The organism is Lentzea rhizosphaerae, assembly GCF_042649515.1.
GTDB lineage: Bacteria > Actinomycetota > Actinomycetes > Mycobacteriales > Pseudonocardiaceae > Lentzea > Lentzea aerocolonigenes.
This window is the reverse complement of the sequence record NZ_JBHRZI010000029.1, coordinates 111,582-128,575: the sequence shown is the minus strand read 5'-3', so window position 1 is coordinate 128,575 and position 16,994 is coordinate 111,582. Positions and strand designations below refer to the sequence as shown.

Here is a 16,994-nt window from a genome sequence, read left to right as displayed (position 1 = left end):
TCACGCGAGCCACCGCGCGCAGGCCGCCCCGGCTGTTCGCTTCGCCATAGGGGTGTGAACTGGCAGGACGCCGGGTGATCACCGTCTCGAATGGGTGTTCTAACTCACCCTGCGCCGTGCGCGGTCACTTCGCGGTGAAGCCGGCTTCCTCCAGTGCGGGCATCAGCTGAGCGCGCAGGTTGCGCTGGACCGCCCACTGACGGCCCGGCCGCGTCTTCACCGTCACCCGGAGCGTGATGCCGTCCGGGGTGAACTTCTCCACGCCGAGGACGTCCGGCTTGGCGGTGACGTCCTTGGACAGCGGCTCCGTCGCGGTGGCCTCCGCCGCCTTGTGCTCCAGAATCTTGGTCGCCTCTGCGAGGTTCGCGCCGTAGCCGAGGGGCAGGTCGACGACCGCGACCGCGAAGCCCTGCGACGAGTTGCCGACGCGCAGGATCTCGCCGTTGCGGACGTACCAGACCGTGCCGCCCGTGTCCCGGATCGTCGTGGTGCGCAGCGCGACCGCCTCGACCGTGCCGGTGATCGACGGGCCGAGGTCTACGACGTCACCGACGCCGTACTGGTCCTCCAGCAGCATGAACATGCCGGACAGGAAGTCCTTGACCAGGTTCTGGGCACCGAAACCGATGGCGACGCCGAGGATGCCGGCCGAGGTCAGCACCGGCGTGACGTCGAGCTTGATGACGATCATGATCTCGAGGAACGCGATGCCGAACACCATGATCGTGACGATCGACTTCAGCACCGAGCCGATGGTCTTCGCCCGCTGCTCGCGGCGCTCGGAGACGAGGTTCCCGAGCGCCTGCGGAGCGCGTTCTCTCAAGGGTTTGAGCAGACCCGGCTTCTTGCCTTCCTTGCCCGGCGTGGTGATCCGGTCGATGACCTTGCGGAGCATGGCCCTGATCACGAAGGCCGCGATCAGGATCAGGACGATCTTGATCGCGCCCGCCAGGATCGCGGGCCCGTACTCCTCGAAGAACTTGACCGCCTGCGCGGTCTTGTTCGCGGCGTCATCCACTGGACTCTGCGCCAACACGTGGTCGTGCCCTCCTACAACTCCATGCCAGTGGCATTCGCGAGAAACGTCAGCTGGTCCACGGCGAGAGCCACCGTCCGGCTGACCGAACGGCCCGCGTGACCGACCTCGGTCTCGCGGCGGATCAGCACGGGGTGCTTGGTCGGATCACTTGACGAAGCGTGCTGCAGTGCCGCGCACATCTTCCTGGCGTGGTTGGGGTCCACACGAGAATCCGACTCGAACACCGTGAACAACACGGAAGGGTACTCAACGTCCGTTACCACTCGGTGATAAGGCGAGTAGGAGAGCAACCAGCCCAGCTCCTCGGAAACGCTTGCGCTGCCGTACTCGTCGGCCCACAACCGTCCGAGCAGGAACTTCTCGTAGCGCACCATGTCCAGCAGTGGCGCTGAGCACACCACGGCGGCGTAGAGCTCGGGCCGCTGGGTCAGCGCGGCGCCCACGAGCAGGCCGCCGTTGGAACCGCCCATGATCGCCAGCTGCTGCGGCGTGGTCCAGCCGTCGCGCACCAGGCGTTCCGCAGCCGCGTGGAAGTCGTCGAACACGTTCTGCTTGTTGGCGCGCATGCCGGCGACGTGCCAGTCCTCGCCCTCCTCGTCGCCACCGCGCAACGACACGTGCACCCACACACCGCCCGCTTCCACCCAGGCCAGCGTGGTCGCGCTGTAGCCGGGGCCGCGGCCGATCGCGAAGCCGCCGTAGCCGGTGAGCAGCGCGGGACGGGGCAGGTCGGGCTTCTGCTCGCCGCTCACGACGAACATGCGGACGGTGGTGCCGTCCTTGGACGTGTATGCGATCTGCTGCGTCTTCACGGCCGGCAGCTCGACGCGGCCCGGCGCGGCCTCGTGCAGCACCGTTTCGCCGGTGGACGTCGAGAAGCGGTACACCGACTGCGGTGTCACGAAGTCCGTCCACCCGAACCACACCGTGTCCTGGTCGTGGCCGGTGTGCGCGTCGACGACGGACATGCCGTGCACCGAACCCGTGCCGGGCAGCGGGATCTGCCGCTTGTACGCACCGGTCGCGGCGTCGTGCAGGTGCAGCTCGGACACCGCGTGCCTGGTGCGGGCGACGACGAGGTCGCCGTCGAGCCAGCGCACACCGTCCAGCACGGAGTCCGGTTCCTCGCTTATGAGCTCGGTCCACTCGGTGGGGTTCGCCGGATCCGCGACGCAAAGGCGCTGCCGTGGCGCGTTCAGGGTGGTGTGCAGGTAGAGCCTGCCGTCGCGCGCGACGAACGCCGAGCACTGCACGCCGGCCTCGGACAGGATCACGGGCTTGAGCGCGCCGTCGCCGTGCAGGTCCGCGATCCACACGGAGTCGTGCTTCGTCGTGCTCGGTGCACCGCTCACGATCAGCCAGCGGCCGTCCTGCGAGAGGTTGAGCGTGTAGTAGAAGGTGTGCTCCAGGCCGTCGCCGTGCACGTTGAGGTCCGTGTCCGGGTCGGTGCCGACGCGATGGCGCCACACGCGCCGATGGAACAGCTTCTCGTCGTCGGGCAGCAACGCCGGGTCGACCTGGCGTACGTAGTAGAACTCCTCACCGCCCGGCAGCCAGCCGATCGCGGAGTAGCGGCACCGGTCGATGGGGCCCTCGATGAGCTCGCCGGTCTCGACGTCGATGACGTGCAGCAGCGAGTGCTCGTTGCCGCCGATCGAGACCTGGTAGGCCAGCCGCGTTCCTTCGAGACTGGGGGACCAGCCGTCCAGAGTGGTCCTGCCGGACGGGTCGAGCGCGCTGACGTCGAGCAGGACGCGTTCGGTGCCGTCGGTCTCGCGCACCACGACGACGGGGTGGTCCTGCTCGGGACCGCGGCGCGTGAAGAACGCCCTGCCCGCGCGCCAGGTCGGGGTGGACACCGAACCCGTGCGCATCAGCTCCTTCAGCCGCTCGCTCAGGCGTGCGCGGCCCGGCATCGCGTCCAGCCAGGAGCGTGCGAGCACGTCCTGCGCCTGCGACCACGCCTGCGTGCGCGGGTCCGCGGTGTCCTCGAGCCAGCGGTACGGATCGGCGACTTCGCGCCCGTGAATCTGCTCGGCGAGGTTCAGCCGCTCGGCGATCGGGTAGGTGATCGTCGCAGGCAGTGGAGTGGAAGGTGCCTCTGTCACCTTGTCAAGGGTAGCGGGCGATGAAAACCATCTCCGATAGGGAGCTGGTTCACCCCGGGTTTGATCACACATCCATGACGCGTCACTTATCACACGTGATTTTTTGCTGGTAAGTGTGGTCTCCTATGGCTGAACCGGTGGAGGTGGTCGCGTGCCAGACCGACAACCGACCCCTATCGGCGCCTCGCTGGCCGGCGAGACGGCGCCGACGGTGCCCCCATGCCGAAAACAGGCCGAACTGCGGGCAGTGCCCGATGGGGAGCGAGACGGGGGAGGTTCCGGTCAGACACCGGCGATTTTCCCCTGGGGAAGACGCAAGGTCCTGCTGCTGAACGCCACGTTCGAGCCGCTCACGGCCCTGTCACTGCGCCGGGCGGTAGTCCTGGTGGTGTGCGGCAAGGCCGAAGTCGTGCACGGAGACGCCTCCGGGCTGGTGCTGCACTCGTCGAAGTCCGAGGTGCTCGTGCCGTCCGTGATCCGGCTGAGCACCTACGTGCGGGTGCCTTATCGCGGTCGTGTGCCGATGACCCGTGCCGGGCTCATGCACCGGGACCGTTATCGCTGCGCCTACTGCGGCGGGCGGGCCGAGACGATCGACCACGTCGTGCCGCGCTCTCGTGGCGGACCTCACGCCTGGACCAACTGCGTCGCCTGCTGTGCGAAGTGCAACCACCGCAAGGCGGACAAGCTGCTGTCCGAACTGGGCTGGCGGCTGCGCGTCGTTCCCGCGGCGCCACGTGGTCCTCACTGGCGGCTGCTCGCCGGGGTGGCCGAGGCTGATCCGCAGTGGCTGCCGTACCTGGGTGAACCCGCGGCCTGATCTGGCTTTCCGGGTCAGGCCGCGAGGGAGAAGTCGTTCTGGCGCGCCGTGATGCGCACCGAGTCGTCGTGGGCCGTGATGCGGACCGAGTCGTCCATCGTGATGCGCACGGAGTCTTCACGCGCGGTGATGCGGACGCTGTCCTGCTGAGCGGTGATGCGCACGGAGTCGTCGAGCGCGGTGATCCGGACCGAGTCGTCGAGCGCCGTGATCCTGACGGAGTCGTCGTGGGCGGTGATGCGCACCGAGTCGTCCATGGTGATCCGGACCGAGTCCTCGGCGGTGATGCGCACGGAGTCGCTGGCAGTGATGCGCACGGAGTCGTCCATCGTGATGCGCACCGAGTCGGACGCCGTGATCCGGACCGAATCGTCGGCGGTGATCCGAACGGAGTCGTCCATCGTGATCCGGACGGAGTCACTTGCCGTAATACGCACTGAATCGTCCTTGTAGCTCAGAAGAGTGAAGGTCACGGCCTGGGGGCGGGTCATCGTGAACATTTTGTGTCCTCCAGGACTCTCGGGACGGGTGCGCAAGACCCGTATAGGTGAAAAGCTAAGAGGTGGGTGATCCGGGAACAAGACCCCAAACCGGCACCCGTTCGCATCCGACCGGGTGAGGACTGACCGGGTGTAACCGCTGCGCCGCACGAGAGCACTCATTGCCTCTACTGGCCGGTATCGGCACGCTGCGTAGCCTCCGAGCCAGAGGAACGTGATATGCGTCATACCCCAGAACGCGTGACCGGAGCGTGCGGCCCGCGCTCGTGACCGCATGAGCCCGTCGACCCGCCGTCACTGGTAGTTGCTGCCGCAATCACAGCCGTTCTGCACGGCCACGACCGGCGCTCTGCTCCATCCAGGTGCTCGGTCTCGCCGAACCGGTGGTTCCGCACCATGTCGCGTCCACGGCGGCCGGAGCTCTGCTAGGCGGCTCGATCGTGGGATTGATCGCGATCACGCTGGCCCGGCCGCTCACGCGCGGGTGAGTTGGGCTACCGTACCCGCCGTGACCATCGTGGAGACCGTTCTCGTCTTCGCGCTGATCCCGCTGGCGATCTACGGCGTGATCACGCTGCTGACGGTGAGGCCAAAGGCCACCCGGATTCCCCGGTACCGGCCCGGCCAGGAGTGGGGCTACGCCCCGGTGTGGTGGAGCGCGAACCCGGCCGGGTTGAGCGCGGAGCACCACAGCGCCGCCGAGCCCGCTACCTCGGGCTCGACCGCCAAGGGAGGTGCCCGTGGCAACTGGTAAGGCGATCGAGGCCGTCGACCCGTCGACGCTGCCGGTCGGTGCCGTCGTGACGAACAGCGGCCGTGTGTCCGTGGCGAAGATGTACGAGCCGCACGCGCCGGAGCTGCCGTTCACGCCGACCCAGCTCGCGCAGCTGGACGAGGCGCTGACGCTGTCGAGCCGCACGACCGGCCTCGACTTCAGCGTGTACCTGGGCGAGCTCGGCTCGTCCTCCCGCGAGCGCGCGGAGGAGCTGCACGCCTCCACCGACCGCCCGTCGCACCACGTCCTGGTGGCCGTGTCGCCGGGCGAGCGCGTCGTCGAGGTCGTGACCGGCGAGGAGTCCCACCGCCGTCTCCCCGACCGCGGCGCCAAGCTCGCGGTGATGAGCATGGTGGCGTCCTTCAAGGAGGGCGACCTCGCGGGCGGCCTCGTGTCGGGCCTGCGCATGCTGACCGACCAGGCGGGCAACGCACCGCGTTCCTGATCTCCGTTGTGAAGGCCCCCGGTGCACGCGCCGGGGGCCTTTACGGTTTGAGCAGGATCACCACGTCGGAGACCTGGGTCCAGCCCTGGTAGCGGCCGGGCTCGGCGGTGATCACGAACCCCGTGCGCGCACCGGCTTTCCGCGCCTCGTCGACGAGCACACCGAGCACCACCTCGAACTGGCCGCTGATGTCGTGCGGAGCCGCGTCCTCGCCGTGCACGCCGATCGTGCCGGACCCGACCAGCTCGCCGTCACGGGTGATCCGCACCGAGATCACCTCGCCGCGCGTCACCGACACCGTGCAGCCCTCCGGAACCTCGGTGGGCGCGGTGAGATCGGTGCGCAGGAACTTCTCCAGCGGACCCGCGGGACGACCGCGGAGACGGGCGTAGGTGAGCACGTCGTCCACGTCGATCGTGGGGTACACGAGCCGGTCCGCGTGTTCGGTGTTGACGCTCACGTGGTAGTTCGGTGAGTCCGAACTGGCCACGACGACCTCTCCGTCCCGTCCGGGAAGCATGTTGTGCGACGGGTTGCGGGGCTTGCGGCCGATCGTCTTGCACCAGGCCTGGTACCACCGGCGCACCTGACGGGACAGCAGGAAGTGCGGGTGGTGTTCGGCCACCAGGGCCGACAGCCTGCTGTCCAGGACGCCGTACTCGTTCAGCAGCGCGAAGACGCGTTCGAAGTACGTCGGCATCGCCGCGGAGGCGACGTACCACTGGTGCCACTTCTTCAGCGTGAAGCCGGAGCGGGCGGCGAGGTGAACGCGCAGTTCGTCGAGCGTGCGGCCGAAGTGCCGGCCAGGTCCCAGCAGGGCTTCGCCGAGCGCGAGGTGGAAGCCTGGTTCGTCGGTGACGAACAGCCCCTCCATCTCGCGTTCGCCCTCGACCACGTCGTCCGGACCCAGGCCGGTGGTGTCGTCGAGGCACGCTTGTCGTGCGACCGTGCCGAGGTCCACCCACGGCTGCACGTCGGCGCGGTCGTTGCGCGCCACCACGAGGTCGGACACCTTCTCCCAGCCGAGCCGGGCGTAGAGGTGTGCGCCCTCGGCTGAGGCGAACAGCAACCCGGTCGTCGCGCCCTCTGCCACCGCCGCGTGCACCAGGGCACCCATCAGCACGCTCGCCAAGCCACGCCGCCGGTGCTCGGGCTCGGTCCAGATGCGGTGCGCCACGGCGTCTTCACCGACCACGGCCATCAGGCCGCTCGCCGCCTCCTCACCGGTCGACGACAGGATCCGCGCCTGGATCACGGACGTGCGCTCCACTTCCACCGTGTATCCGGTTGGGACGGACGGCCTCGGGTGGCCGGTGAGCGTGCACCGCATGAAGGCTTCATCCGGCCGGGCCACCACCAGTCCGGCGTTCTCCACGGCCCGGCACACCGCTTCCGGCGAGTGCGTCGGCACGCTGAGCCAGGTCGGTTCGCGCTTGAGAGCGACGCGGTGGGCCACCGCCGTCGCGTTCGCCTCGTCGGTGGCGATCCACTCGGCCCGCCGATGAGGTCGCTTGACGTCGACGACCAGATAGCCGTCCTCGTAGTGGGAAGTCAGTTGGTCAGCCGCGATCCAGCCGCGGTGCCAGCGCTCCACGAGGGTCTCAGTCCCTGCGGGCGATGACGACATCGGCGACCTCCTCCCAGCCGAGCCTGCGGTAGAGGTGCAGGCCGTCGTCCGAAGCGAACAACAGCCCGGTCGTCGTGCCGTCCGCTACGGCCTCCTGGGCGAGCACGCCCATCACGACACTGCCGAGGCCTCGGCGCCGGTGCTCCGGTGACGTCTGGATGCGGTGCGGCACAGCGTCTTCACCGACCACGGCCATCAGTCCGCTCGCCGCTGGTGCGCCGTTGTGCAACAGGCGGACTTCAATGACGTTCTCGCGCGTCACCACCACCGAGTAGCCATCGGGCGGTTGCGGAGCGGGATGATCGGCGAGCGTGCGTCGCATGAACGTCTCCGGTGCGCGCACGGTCAAACCGGCACCCTGCAAGGCTTTCGTGACGGCTTCCGGAGACCTCGTCGGCACGGTCAGCCAGTCGTCCTGACCGGTCAGAGCGGTGAGTCCGGTCACGGTGGACTCGTCGGTGACGACGCGTTCGATGCGCCGGCCCGGCCGGTCGACGCGGATCTCCAGCCACCCCGGGCCTTCGTGTCCCACCAGCCCGTCGGCCTTGGTCCAGCCCGCGCACCAGCGCTTCACGAGTTCGTTCACAACTTCCCCCAAGAGACGGGACGGCCCTGTGACGCGTCGAAGCGCCACAGGGCCGTCATCATCGAGCGATTTTCAGGAGCGGTCGAACTCCTGAGCCGCCAGAGCACGCACGATGCCGGCACGCCCCTCGGACACCAGGCGGCGCAACGCCGGCGGGTGCTCGTCGGCGAGCCACGCGTCCGCGGCCTCCACAGTGGACCTGGCGATCGACCACGCCGGGAACATGCCCACGACCATGGACTGCGCGCGCTCGGACGTGCGGCGGTCCCACACGCTCTTCACGTCGGCGAAGTAGCGCTCGACGTACGGCGCGAGCAGCTCCTTCTGTCCGGGGTGCGAGATGCCCGCGATGATCGCCTCGCTGACCGCGTTGGGCAGGTCGTCGTCGTTCACCGCGCGGTCCCAGGCCTCGTCCTTGGCCTCGATCGTCGGGCGCAGGGCACGGGCCTGCTGCGCGCGGCGGTGGCCGGTGGAGGTCGGGTCGCGCTCCTCCTCGGCGTTGATCTCCGGCAGGTCCGCCTTGCCGTGCGCGACGAGGGCCTGCAGCAGACGCCAGCGCAGGTCGGTGTCGACGTCCAGGCCTTCCAGAACCGCGCTGCCGTCGTACCAGCCGCGCAGCACGTCCAAAGTGGACTCGTCCAGCACGGACGACGACAGCGCGTTCACGAACGCCAGCTGGTGGTCCGAGCCCGGCTCGGCCGCCTGCGCCAGCTCCAGAGCCTTCGCCACGAACCGGCGCCAGCCCTCCGCGCGCCACGAGTCGTCCGCGTACGACGACAGCGAGGTCTGGGCCTGCAGCAGAAGCCGTTGCACGACACCGACCTCGGACTCCGAGTGCAGACCGCCGAGCACGAGGTTCACGAAGTCGCGGGCCTTCAGCTCGGCCTCGCGGGTCATCTCCCACGCGGCCGACCAGCACAGCGTGCGCGGCAGCGGCTCGGCGATGTCGGAGATGTGGTCGATCAGCCCGGCCAGCGAGTCCGGGTCGAGGCGCATCGTGCAGTACGTGAGGTCGTCGTCGTTGACCAGCACGATCTTGCCGCGGTGCACGCCGACCAGTTCCGGAACCTCGGTGCGGTCGCCGGTCACGTCGAGCTCGTGGCGGTGCGTGCGGACGAGTTTGCCCGAAGAGTCAGCGTCGTAGACACCGATCGCGATGCGGTGCGTGCGCAGTTCACCGGCACCGGGACGCGCGCCGCCCTGCAGCACCGCGAACTCGGTGAAGCGGCCGTCGGCGTCAACGGTGAACTTGGGACGCAACAGGTTCAGGCCGGTCGTCTCCAGCCACTGCGCGCTCCACCACGACAGGTCGCGGCCCGACGCCTCCTCCAGCGCGCCCAGCAGGTCCGCGAGCGTCGCGTTGCCCCAGGCGTGCTTGGCGAAGTAGACCCGCAGGCCCGCCAGGAAGTTCTCCAGGCCGACGTACGCGACGAGCTGCTTCAGCACGGAAGCGCCCTTGGCGTAGGTGATGCCGTCGAAGTTGACCTCGACCGCCTGCACGTCGGAGATGTCCGCGGCGACCGGGTGCGTCGACGGGAGCTGGTCCTGCCGGTACGCCCACGACTTCTCGATCTTCGCGAACGTCGTCCACGCCTGGCGGTACTCGGTGGCTTCGGCCTGCGCGAGCACGGACGCCCAGGTGGCGAACGACTCGTTCAGCCACAGGTCGTCCCACCAGCGCATGGTCACGAGGTCGCCGAACCACATGTGCGCCATCTCGTGCAGCACGGTCTCCGCGCGCCGCTCGTAGAGGTAGCGCGTGACGCGGCTGCGGAAGACGTAGTCCTCCAGGAACGTGACGCAGCCCGCGTTCTCCATCGCGCCCGCGTTGAACTCCGGCACGAAGCACTGGTCGTACTTGCCGAACGGGTACTGCACCCCGAACGCCTTGTGGAAGAACCCGAAGCCCTGCTTGGTCTCGGTGAACAGGCGCTCGGCGTCCATGTGCGGCGCGAGCGAGGCACGGCAGTAGATGCCGAGCGGGATGCGGAAGTCGCCCTCGACGAACTCGTCGCGCCACTCCGCGTACGGCCCGGCGACCAGCGCGACGATGTAGGTCGACATCGGCTTGGTGGTGGCGAACGTGTGCACGTCCGCGCCGCCCTCACCGTCCTCGGTGGCGGTGATCTCGCCGTTCGAGATGACCTTCCAGTCGTGCGGCGCCGTCACCTTCATCGAGTAGACGGACTTCAGGTCGGGCTGGTCGAAGCACGCGAACATGCGCTTGGCGTCCGCGGTCTCGAACTGCGAGTACAGGTACACACCGCCGTCGACCGGGTCGACGAACCGGTGCAGGCCCTCGCCGGTGTTCATGTACCGGCAGTCGGCCTCGATGGTGAGCTCGTTGGTCTCCGCGAGGTCCGGCAGCTTGACGCCGTCCTCCTCGCGGTAGTCGGAGACGTCCAGCTCGCCGCCGTTCAGCACAGCGCGGTGCACGGTCGCCGCCACGATGTCGATCCACGAGGAAGCACCCGGAGTCCGGCTGCGGAACACCACGGTGGTGGTGGAGCGGAACGTGTCCGTACCCGGCTTTCCGCCGCCGTCGGTCAGGTCCAGCTCGATCCGGTAGGACTCCACTTCCAGCAGCTCAGCACGTTCCTGAGCCTGGTCGCGGGTGAGGTTGGGCGCGGCCACTGGTCACCTCGTCTGCCACGCGTTTGGTTACGCGCTGACGTCGTCGGGAATGGTTATGACTCCCGCATCCAATCACGGAACCGGCGTCCGGGAAGAGATGACAGGGTGATCTGGTTGGGCTGATGGGGCGATAACCGCACCCAACGCGACAGAACGCGACTGAAGGGGCACGCATGGCCGACAAGGCGAAGGTCGACTTCTACTTCGACCCTCTTTGTCCGTTCGCCTGGATCACCTCCCGGTGGATCCTCGAGGTGGAGAAGGTCCGCGAGATCGACCTGAGCTTCCACGTGATGAGTCTTTCCGTGCTGAACGAGGGCCGCGACCTGCCCGAGCAGTACAAGGAGCTCATGACCAAGGGCTGGGGTCCGGTCCGCGTCGCCATCGCCGCCGAGCAGAAGTTCGGCAACGAGGTGCTGCCGCGCCTGTACACGGCGATGGGCACCCGGATCCACAACGAGGGCAACAAGGACTTCGACGAAGTCATCAAGCTGGCGCTGGCCGACGCCGAGCTGCCCGCCGAGCTGGCGGACGCCGCGACGTCGACCGACTTCGACGACGAGCTGAAGAAGAGCCACCACCGCGGCATGGACCCGGTCGGCATGGACGTCGGCACGCCGACCATCCACATCGACGACGTGGCGTTCTTCGGTCCGGTGCTCACGAAGATCCCGCGGGGCGAGGAGGCCGGCAAGATCTTCGACGGCGCCCGGCTGCTCGCCGGCTACCCGTACTTCTTCGAGCTGAAGCGCACGAGGTCGGGCGAGCTGGACTTCAGCTGAGTTCTTTGTCGGTGGTGCTCGCTAACGTCCTCGACCATGGCACACCACCACGTCGAAGTCGCGGTTCAGGGGCCCTGGTCGCTGGCGACGTCCCGGGCCTTCTGGGAGGGCTTCACACCATCGGCGTTGCCTGCGCGCGAAGGCGAGGCGCTGCAGGCGACGTTCCTGGTCGAGGGTGAGTGGCGTCGTGCTTCGGTCTCGGTGACCCAGCGCGGCGCCACAGCTGTTCTTTCCCTGTCCGGCGCCGGCGACCTCGACCTGGCGGCGGCGCAGGTGAGCCGGTTCCTGTCCCTGGACGTCGACGGCCGGGCCTGGACTGAGGTGGGTGCGCGCGATCCGGTGATCGCCGCCGCTCAGGCCTCGTTACCCGGCTTGCGGCCGTGCGGCTTCTACTCGCCGTACGAGGCCGCGGCCTGGTCGGTGCTGTCGCAGCGGATCCGCGTGACGCAGGCGGCCGCTCTGAAGGCCTCGCTGTCCCGTGACGGCGTGTTCCCGGCACCGGCGGAGCTGCTGGGGCTTTCTCTGGACCTGCCCGGTCGCAAGCCCGAGTACCTGCGCGCGGTGGCCGAGGCGGCTCTCGACGGCCTGCTGGACGCCGTGACGTTGCGTTCGATGAAGCCCGCGGCGGCCGTTCTGGCTGTGCAGCAGGTCAAGGGGCTGGGCCCGTTCGCCGCCGAGCTGGTCGTGCTGCGCGGGGCGAACGCGCCGGATGCCGTGCCGCACAACGAGTCCCGGCTGACCGACGAGGTGGCTCACCGGTACGGGCGGCCGTTGGCCGAGGTGTCCGAGGCGTGGCGGCCGTACCGGACGTGGGCGGCGGTGCACCTGAGGGTGCTGCGGGAGCGGCGGCTCGCGGGTCTGGTGGCGGCTTCGAGTGGGTGAGTCGCCCCTCGTGCACCGCGACCCGATGTGACACCCTGGAGGCCGTCAGTGCATCAAGTGTCACATCCGCCTGGAGGGCTCTCGTGATCGAGGTCGTCAACCCCGCCACCGAGGAAGTCGTCGGCACGCTCGCCGAGGGCACACCGGCCGACGTCGACACGGCCGTGGCCGCCGCGGTGGCCGCCTTCCCGGCGTGGTCGCAGACCTCGGTGGACGAGCGCGCGAAGATCGTCCGCACCGTCGTCGAAGGCCTCGAGGAGCGCGCGGGCGAGCTCGCCGCCACCATGACCAGCGAGATGGGCACGCCCATCACGTTCAGCCAGAAGGTCCAGGTCGCGAACCCGATCGCCATCGCGGAGGGCGTCGCGGACGTGCTGGAGAGCGGCTACTTCGAGCCCGAGGAGATCGGCAACTCGCTGATCTTCCGCGAGCCGATCGGTGTCGTCGCCGCCATCACGCCGTGGAACTTCCCGTTGCAGCAGATGGTCGCGAAGGTCGTGCCGGCGCTCGCCGCGGGCAACACCGTGGTGCTCAAGCCGAGCGAGCTCGCGCCCCGGACCGCCGACCTGCTCGCCGAGATCATCGTGGGCGCCGTGCCGGCGGGCGTGTTCCACCTCGTCCACGGCACCGGGCCGGTCGTCGGTGAGGCGCTCGCAGCGCACCCGGACGTGGACATGGTGTCGTTCACCGGCTCGACCAAGGCCGGGCGCAGGGTGTCCGCGGTGGCGTCCGAGACGGTCAAGCGGGTCGCGCTGGAGCTCGGCGGCAAGTCGGCGTGCATCGTGCTCGACGACGCCGACCTCGGCCGGGCGGTGAAGATCGCGGTCGCCAACTCGTTCATGAACAACGGCCAGGCGTGCAGCGCGTGGACCAGGCTGCTCGTGCCCGCCGACCGCCACGACGAGGCCGTCGAACTGGCGGCCCAGGCCGCGGCCAAGTACACGCCGGCCGACCCCGCGGACCCGTCCACCCGCATCGGACCGGCCGTGTCGAAGGCCCAGCGAGACCGCGTGATCGGTTACATCCGCAAGGGTGTCGAGGAGGGCGCGCGACTTGCCGCCGGTGGGCCGGAATCGCCTCTGCCGCAAGGGTTCTACGTCACGCCGACGGTGTTCGGCAACGTCACGCCGGAGATGACGATCGCCCAGGAGGAGATCTTCGGGCCGGTTCTGTCGGTCATGCCGTACGTGGACGAGGACGACGCGGTGCGGATCGCGAACTCCACCATCTACGGCTTGGCGGGCGGCGTGTTCTCCGCCGACACCGACAGGGCGTTGCGCGTGGCCAAGCGGCTGCGGACCGGTCAGGTCGACATCAACGCCGCCGCGTTCAACACCAGCGCGCCGTTCGGTGGCTACCGCCAGTCGGGCAACGGCCGCGAGTTCGGCAGGTTCGGCCTGGACGAGTTCTGCGAGATCAAGTCGGTCCAGCGGTAATTGAGCTGCGAGTCACGCCGTGGCGGCGTATCACTGCTGCCATGGCTGACTCGGCGCTGAGCATCAGGACCATCACCGAATCCGACATCCCCGAGTTCCAACGGGTGATGGCGTGGGCGTTCAACGACGACCCCCGCGGCGTGGACAGCAAGTGGCTCAAAGTGATCGAGCACGACCGCGCGCACGTGGTCCTCGACGGCGACGAGATCATCGGCACCGCCGGGATCCTGACCCGCGAGATCACCGTTCCGGGTGGTCTTCAGGCACCGGCCGGCGCGGTCACCGTCGTGACGGTCAAACCGGGCCATCGGCGCCGGGGCGTCGCGTCGTTGCTGATGAAGACCCAGCTGCACGGCCTGCACGAGTCGGGTGAGCCGATCGCGATCCTCTGGGCGTCGGAGGGCTCGATCTACCGCCGGTTCGGCTACGGCGAGCTCGCCACCAGCCTCAACCGGATGACGATGCCGACGCGGGTGGCGTTCCACCCCGGCGTCCCGGTGAGCGGCACCCGCATCCGGCAGGTGAGCCGCGAGGAGGCGATGCCGTTCATGCGCGAGATGCACGACCGGGTGCGCCGCACGCGCGTCGGCTGGCTGAACCGCGTCGAGGCGACGTGGGACGTGCAGCTCGCCGACCGCGAGGTCGACCGCGACGGACTCACCGCGTACCGCTACTGCCTGCACCCCGAGGGGTACGTCGTGTTCCGGGTCAAGGGCGGCCGCAGTCCGCGCGGGCCGCAGGACGAGCTGCACGTGCGGGAGCTGGTGTGCGAGACCGAGCAGGCGTACGCGGACCTGTACCGGTTCCTGCTCGACACCGATCTGACGGCCGAGCTCTCCTTCTACACCGCCGCCGACGACCCGATCCTGCACATGGTCGGCAACCCGCGGCAGGTGAGCCGTGACCTCGTCGATGCGCTGTGGCTGCGAATCGTCGACGTCGACCGCGCGCTGCCGCTGCGGCGCTACTCGTCCGATGTGGACAGTGTGATCGAGGTCGAGGACTCGTTCTGCCCGTGGAACTCCGGCCGCTGGCGCTTCACCGTCAAGGGTGGTGAAGCGGTCGTCACCCGCACCGAGGATCCGGCGGACGTCTCTCTCGACGCGGCCGCACTCGGCAGCGTTTTCCTCGGCGGTGTACGGCTTTCCGTGCTCAAGCGTGCACACCGCGTGGTGGAACACACGCCAGGACACGTGGACATGTTGACGTTGGCGTTCATCGGTACGGAAGAGCCGCATTGCCCTGAGGTGTTCTGACGGAACTACGCCCGTCGTTCACTCGTTGACGGTTTACCTGGTGTGGGAGGTAACCGTGGGCACCGTCGTGTGGGTTGTCGTGCTGGTACTGCTGGTCGCAGGGGTGTTCTACCTGGTCAGTCAGAGCAACGCGCGCAAGGCGCGTGAGCTCGACGACGCCAAGGCGGAGGCACGTCGGTGGGTCGAGCGGCTCGGCGGGCAGGTGATGAGCCTCACGGGCACCAACTCCGCGTCCACACAGGCGCTGGCGGACGCGTCCGAGCGCTTCACCGCGGCCGGCTCGCAGATGGAGCAGGCCCGCACGATTCCGCAGGCGCGGCTGGTCACCGAGACCGCGATGGAAGGTCTGCACTACGTGCGCGCGGCGCGTGAGGCCATGGGCATGGACCCCGGACCCGCGTTGCCGGAGAGCGCCGGGCAGCGGCAGGCGGGTGCCGTGAGCGAGGACCGCCAGGTCAGCGTCGAGGGCCACCAGTACGCCGCGTCGCCGCAGTCCGGCGCTGGCACGCCCTACTACTACCCCGGTGGCATGGTCGCTGGGCGCCCGGTGCCGCGTGGCTGGTACTCCGAGCCGTGGTGGAAGCCCGCGCTGGTGGCCGGTGCATGGGGCGTGGGCACGTTCCTGCTGATGGACGCCATGTTCTCCGGCATGCACGGAGTCGGTGACTACGGCATGGCGGACATGGGCATGGGCGACATGGGCGGTGCCGCGGACATGGGCGACGCCGGTGGCTTCGACTTCGGCGACATGGGCGGCGGGTTCGATTTTTAAGTGCTCACGAACTGAGCACTTTCCAGCCGCTCCCCGAACCACCCCACCGAACTTTTTTCAGGGCTGGCAGGCAGGGCACCAGAAGAGGTTGCGAGCTGCCAGTTCCGTGGTCATGACCTCGGTGCCGCAGATCAGGCACTGCTCACCGGCACGGCGGTAGACGTACACCTCACCGCCGTGCCGATCCACGCGCGGCGCACGGCCCATGGCCCGCGGCATGTGCTCGCGGCGGACGGTGTTGATCTGCCCGACCTTCACGCCGTCCTTCATCAGCACGACCAGGTCGTCCCACATCGCGTCCCAGAGCTCGCGGCTGACCTTGTTGCCGACCAGCAGCGGGTTCACGTTGTGCCGGAACAGCACCTCGGCGCGGTAGACGTTGCCGACGCCCGCGAGGACCTTCTGGTCCATCAGCAGCACGGCGAGCGGCTGCTTCGACCGGATGATCCGCTCGTAGGCGCGGTCGGGGTCGGCGTCCTTGCGCAACGGGTCGGGGCCGAGCCGTTCCCGGATGGCCTTGACCTCGTCTTTGTTCAGCACCTCGCACGCGGTCGGGCCGCGCAGGTCCGTCCAGTGCGTCTCGCCGGCCATCCGCATCCTGACCTGGCCGACTGGCGCCAGGACCGGCAGCGGTGACTCGGTGAACGTCCCGTACAGGCCGAGATGGACGTGCACGACCGCGTCCGGGCCGTAGACGTGGAACAGGTGCTTCCCGTGGGCCTCCGCGCGGACGAGTTTCCGTCCGTCCACGAGGGACGCCGCGAAGCGTCCCTGCGGACTGGTGACGGACACGGGCCTGCCCGCGTACCGGCGCTGGTGCAGCCGCGCGAGGCGGTGCAGCGTGTGGCCCTCAGGCATCAGGCCTTGTTCTCGTAGGCGCTGACCTTGTCGATGCGGCGCTGGTGCCGCGGCTCGCCCGAGAACGGCGTCTTGAGGAACGTCGAGACGATTGCCGTCGCCTCCTCGGTGGTGTGCTGACGGGCGCCGATGCCGACCAGGTTGGCGTCGTTGTGCTCGCGGGCGAGCTGGGCGGTGTCGGTGTTCCACGCGAGCGCGGCGCGGGCACCCTTCACCTTGTTCGCGGCGATCTGCTCGCCGTTGCCGGAGCCGCCGATGACGACGCCGAGGCTGCCGGGGTCACCGACGACCCGCTCGGCGGCGTCGGTGCAGAACGACACGTAGTCGTCCTGGGCGTCATAGGTGTGGGCGCCGACGTCGACGACCTCGTAACCCTGCTCCTTGAGAGCCGTGGACAGGTGGGACTTCAGCTCGAAGCCCGCGTGGTCTGCTGCCAGATAAACGCGCACGTCCGGGAGTCTGACACGCTGGTGG

Annotated in this window: 16 protein-coding genes; 8 read left to right on the top strand and 8 right to left on the bottom strand. The window is 68.8% G+C overall.

Annotation, left to right across the window (positions count from 1 at the left end; genetic code table 11):
- Positions 1-124 precede the first annotated feature (124 nt).
- Together ACFOWZ_RS32960 and ACFOWZ_RS32955 are read right to left on the bottom strand one after the other, a co-directional pair.
- On the bottom strand, positions 125-1,018 hold the full coding sequence (locus ACFOWZ_RS32960; protein WP_382377862.1) for a mechanosensitive ion channel family protein: 894 nt from the start codon (positions 1,016-1,018) through the stop codon (positions 125-127).
- A gap of 32 nt (positions 1,019-1,050) precedes the next feature.
- A complete protein-coding gene (locus ACFOWZ_RS32955; protein WP_382377861.1) occupies positions 1,051-3,147 on the bottom strand; it encodes a prolyl oligopeptidase family serine peptidase in 2,097 nt (698 codons plus the stop codon).
- 151 nt (positions 3,148-3,298) lie between these two features.
- On the opposite strand from ACFOWZ_RS32955, the gene ACFOWZ_RS32950 reads away from it, so the two are divergent.
- Positions 3,299-3,967: an HNH endonuclease gene (locus ACFOWZ_RS32950; protein WP_382377860.1), complete on the top strand. Its 669-nt coding sequence runs from the start codon at positions 3,299-3,301 to the stop codon at positions 3,965-3,967.
- Between the two features lie 14 nt (positions 3,968-3,981).
- Here the strand turns inward: ACFOWZ_RS32950 and ACFOWZ_RS32945 are convergent, their stop codons facing one another.
- Positions 3,982-4,368: a DUF2345 domain-containing protein gene (locus tag ACFOWZ_RS32945; protein WP_382377859.1), complete on the bottom strand. Its 387-nt coding sequence runs from the start codon at positions 4,366-4,368 to the stop codon at positions 3,982-3,984.
- Between the two features lie 607 nt (positions 4,369-4,975).
- Here ACFOWZ_RS32945 and ctaJ point away from each other — a divergent pair.
- The gene (gene ctaJ / locus ACFOWZ_RS32940) at positions 4,976-5,221 is read left to right on the top strand and encodes an aa3-type cytochrome oxidase subunit CtaJ (RefSeq protein WP_030468196.1); all 246 of its coding nucleotides are present in this window, start codon (positions 4,976-4,978) and stop codon (positions 5,219-5,221) included.
- A complete protein-coding gene (locus ACFOWZ_RS32935) occupies positions 5,208-5,687 on the top strand; it encodes a DUF5130 family protein (RefSeq protein WP_030468195.1) in 480 nt (159 codons plus the stop codon). Before ctaJ ends, ACFOWZ_RS32935 begins: the two co-directional genes overlap by 14 nt.
- A gap of 40 nt (positions 5,688-5,727) precedes the next feature.
- Here ACFOWZ_RS32935 and ACFOWZ_RS32930 read toward each other — a convergent pair whose 3' ends face one another.
- The 3 genes from ACFOWZ_RS32930 to pepN all read right to left on the bottom strand — a co-directional run bounded on the left by ACFOWZ_RS32930 (position 5,728) and on the right by pepN (position 10,534).
- Positions 5,728-7,314, bottom strand: coding sequence for a GNAT family N-acetyltransferase (locus tag ACFOWZ_RS32930; protein ID WP_382377858.1), 1,587 nt, complete (start codon positions 7,312-7,314; stop codon positions 5,728-5,730).
- Positions 7,289-7,900 (bottom strand): GNAT family N-acetyltransferase, encoded by a 612-nt coding sequence (locus ACFOWZ_RS32925; protein ID WP_382377857.1) that lies wholly within the window; start codon positions 7,898-7,900, stop codon positions 7,289-7,291. Before ACFOWZ_RS32925 ends, ACFOWZ_RS32930 begins: the two co-directional genes overlap by 26 nt.
- A 72-nt stretch (positions 7,901-7,972) precedes the next feature.
- Positions 7,973-10,534 (bottom strand): aminopeptidase N, encoded by a 2,562-nt coding sequence (gene pepN / locus ACFOWZ_RS32920; RefSeq protein ID WP_382377856.1) that lies wholly within the window; start codon positions 10,532-10,534, stop codon positions 7,973-7,975.
- Positions 10,535-10,707: 173 nt separating this feature from the next.
- On the opposite strand from pepN, the gene ACFOWZ_RS32915 reads away from it, so the two are divergent.
- The 5 genes from ACFOWZ_RS32915 to ACFOWZ_RS32895 all read left to right on the top strand — a co-directional run bounded on the left by ACFOWZ_RS32915 (position 10,708) and on the right by ACFOWZ_RS32895 (position 15,662).
- On the top strand, positions 10,708-11,316 hold the full coding sequence (locus ACFOWZ_RS32915; RefSeq protein ID WP_382377855.1) for a mycothiol-dependent nitroreductase Rv2466c family protein: 609 nt from the start codon (positions 10,708-10,710) through the stop codon (positions 11,314-11,316).
- Between the two features lie 36 nt (positions 11,317-11,352).
- Positions 11,353-12,198 (top strand): DNA-3-methyladenine glycosylase family protein, encoded by an 846-nt coding sequence (locus ACFOWZ_RS32910; protein ID WP_382377854.1) that lies wholly within the window; start codon positions 11,353-11,355, stop codon positions 12,196-12,198.
- A gap of 83 nt (positions 12,199-12,281) precedes the next feature.
- Complete coding sequence (locus ACFOWZ_RS32905; protein WP_382377853.1) at positions 12,282-13,634, top strand: aldehyde dehydrogenase family protein; 1,353 nt, start codon at positions 12,282-12,284, stop codon at positions 13,632-13,634.
- A 41-nt stretch (positions 13,635-13,675) separates the two neighbouring features.
- Positions 13,676-14,890 carry a GNAT family N-acetyltransferase gene (locus ACFOWZ_RS32900; RefSeq protein ID WP_382377852.1) on the top strand — a complete coding sequence of 405 codons (1,215 nt, stop codon included), beginning with the start codon at positions 13,676-13,678 and terminating at the stop codon, positions 14,888-14,890.
- Positions 14,891-14,945: 55 nt separating this feature from the next.
- The gene (locus ACFOWZ_RS32895; protein WP_382377851.1) at positions 14,946-15,662 is read left to right on the top strand and encodes a hypothetical protein; all 717 of its coding nucleotides are present in this window, start codon (positions 14,946-14,948) and stop codon (positions 15,660-15,662) included.
- Between the two features lie 57 nt (positions 15,663-15,719).
- Here the strand turns inward: ACFOWZ_RS32895 and ACFOWZ_RS32890 are convergent, their stop codons facing one another.
- Positions 15,720-16,520, bottom strand: a complete 801-nt coding sequence (locus ACFOWZ_RS32890) for an Fpg/Nei family DNA glycosylase (RefSeq protein ID WP_382377850.1) — start codon at positions 16,518-16,520, stop codon at positions 15,720-15,722.
- Positions 16,520-16,969 (bottom strand): ribose-5-phosphate isomerase, encoded by a 450-nt coding sequence (locus ACFOWZ_RS32885; RefSeq protein ID WP_382377849.1) that lies wholly within the window; start codon positions 16,967-16,969, stop codon positions 16,520-16,522. The genes ACFOWZ_RS32890 and ACFOWZ_RS32885 overlap by 1 nt, the downstream gene beginning before the upstream one ends.
- Positions 16,970-16,994: the final 25 nt, after the last annotated feature.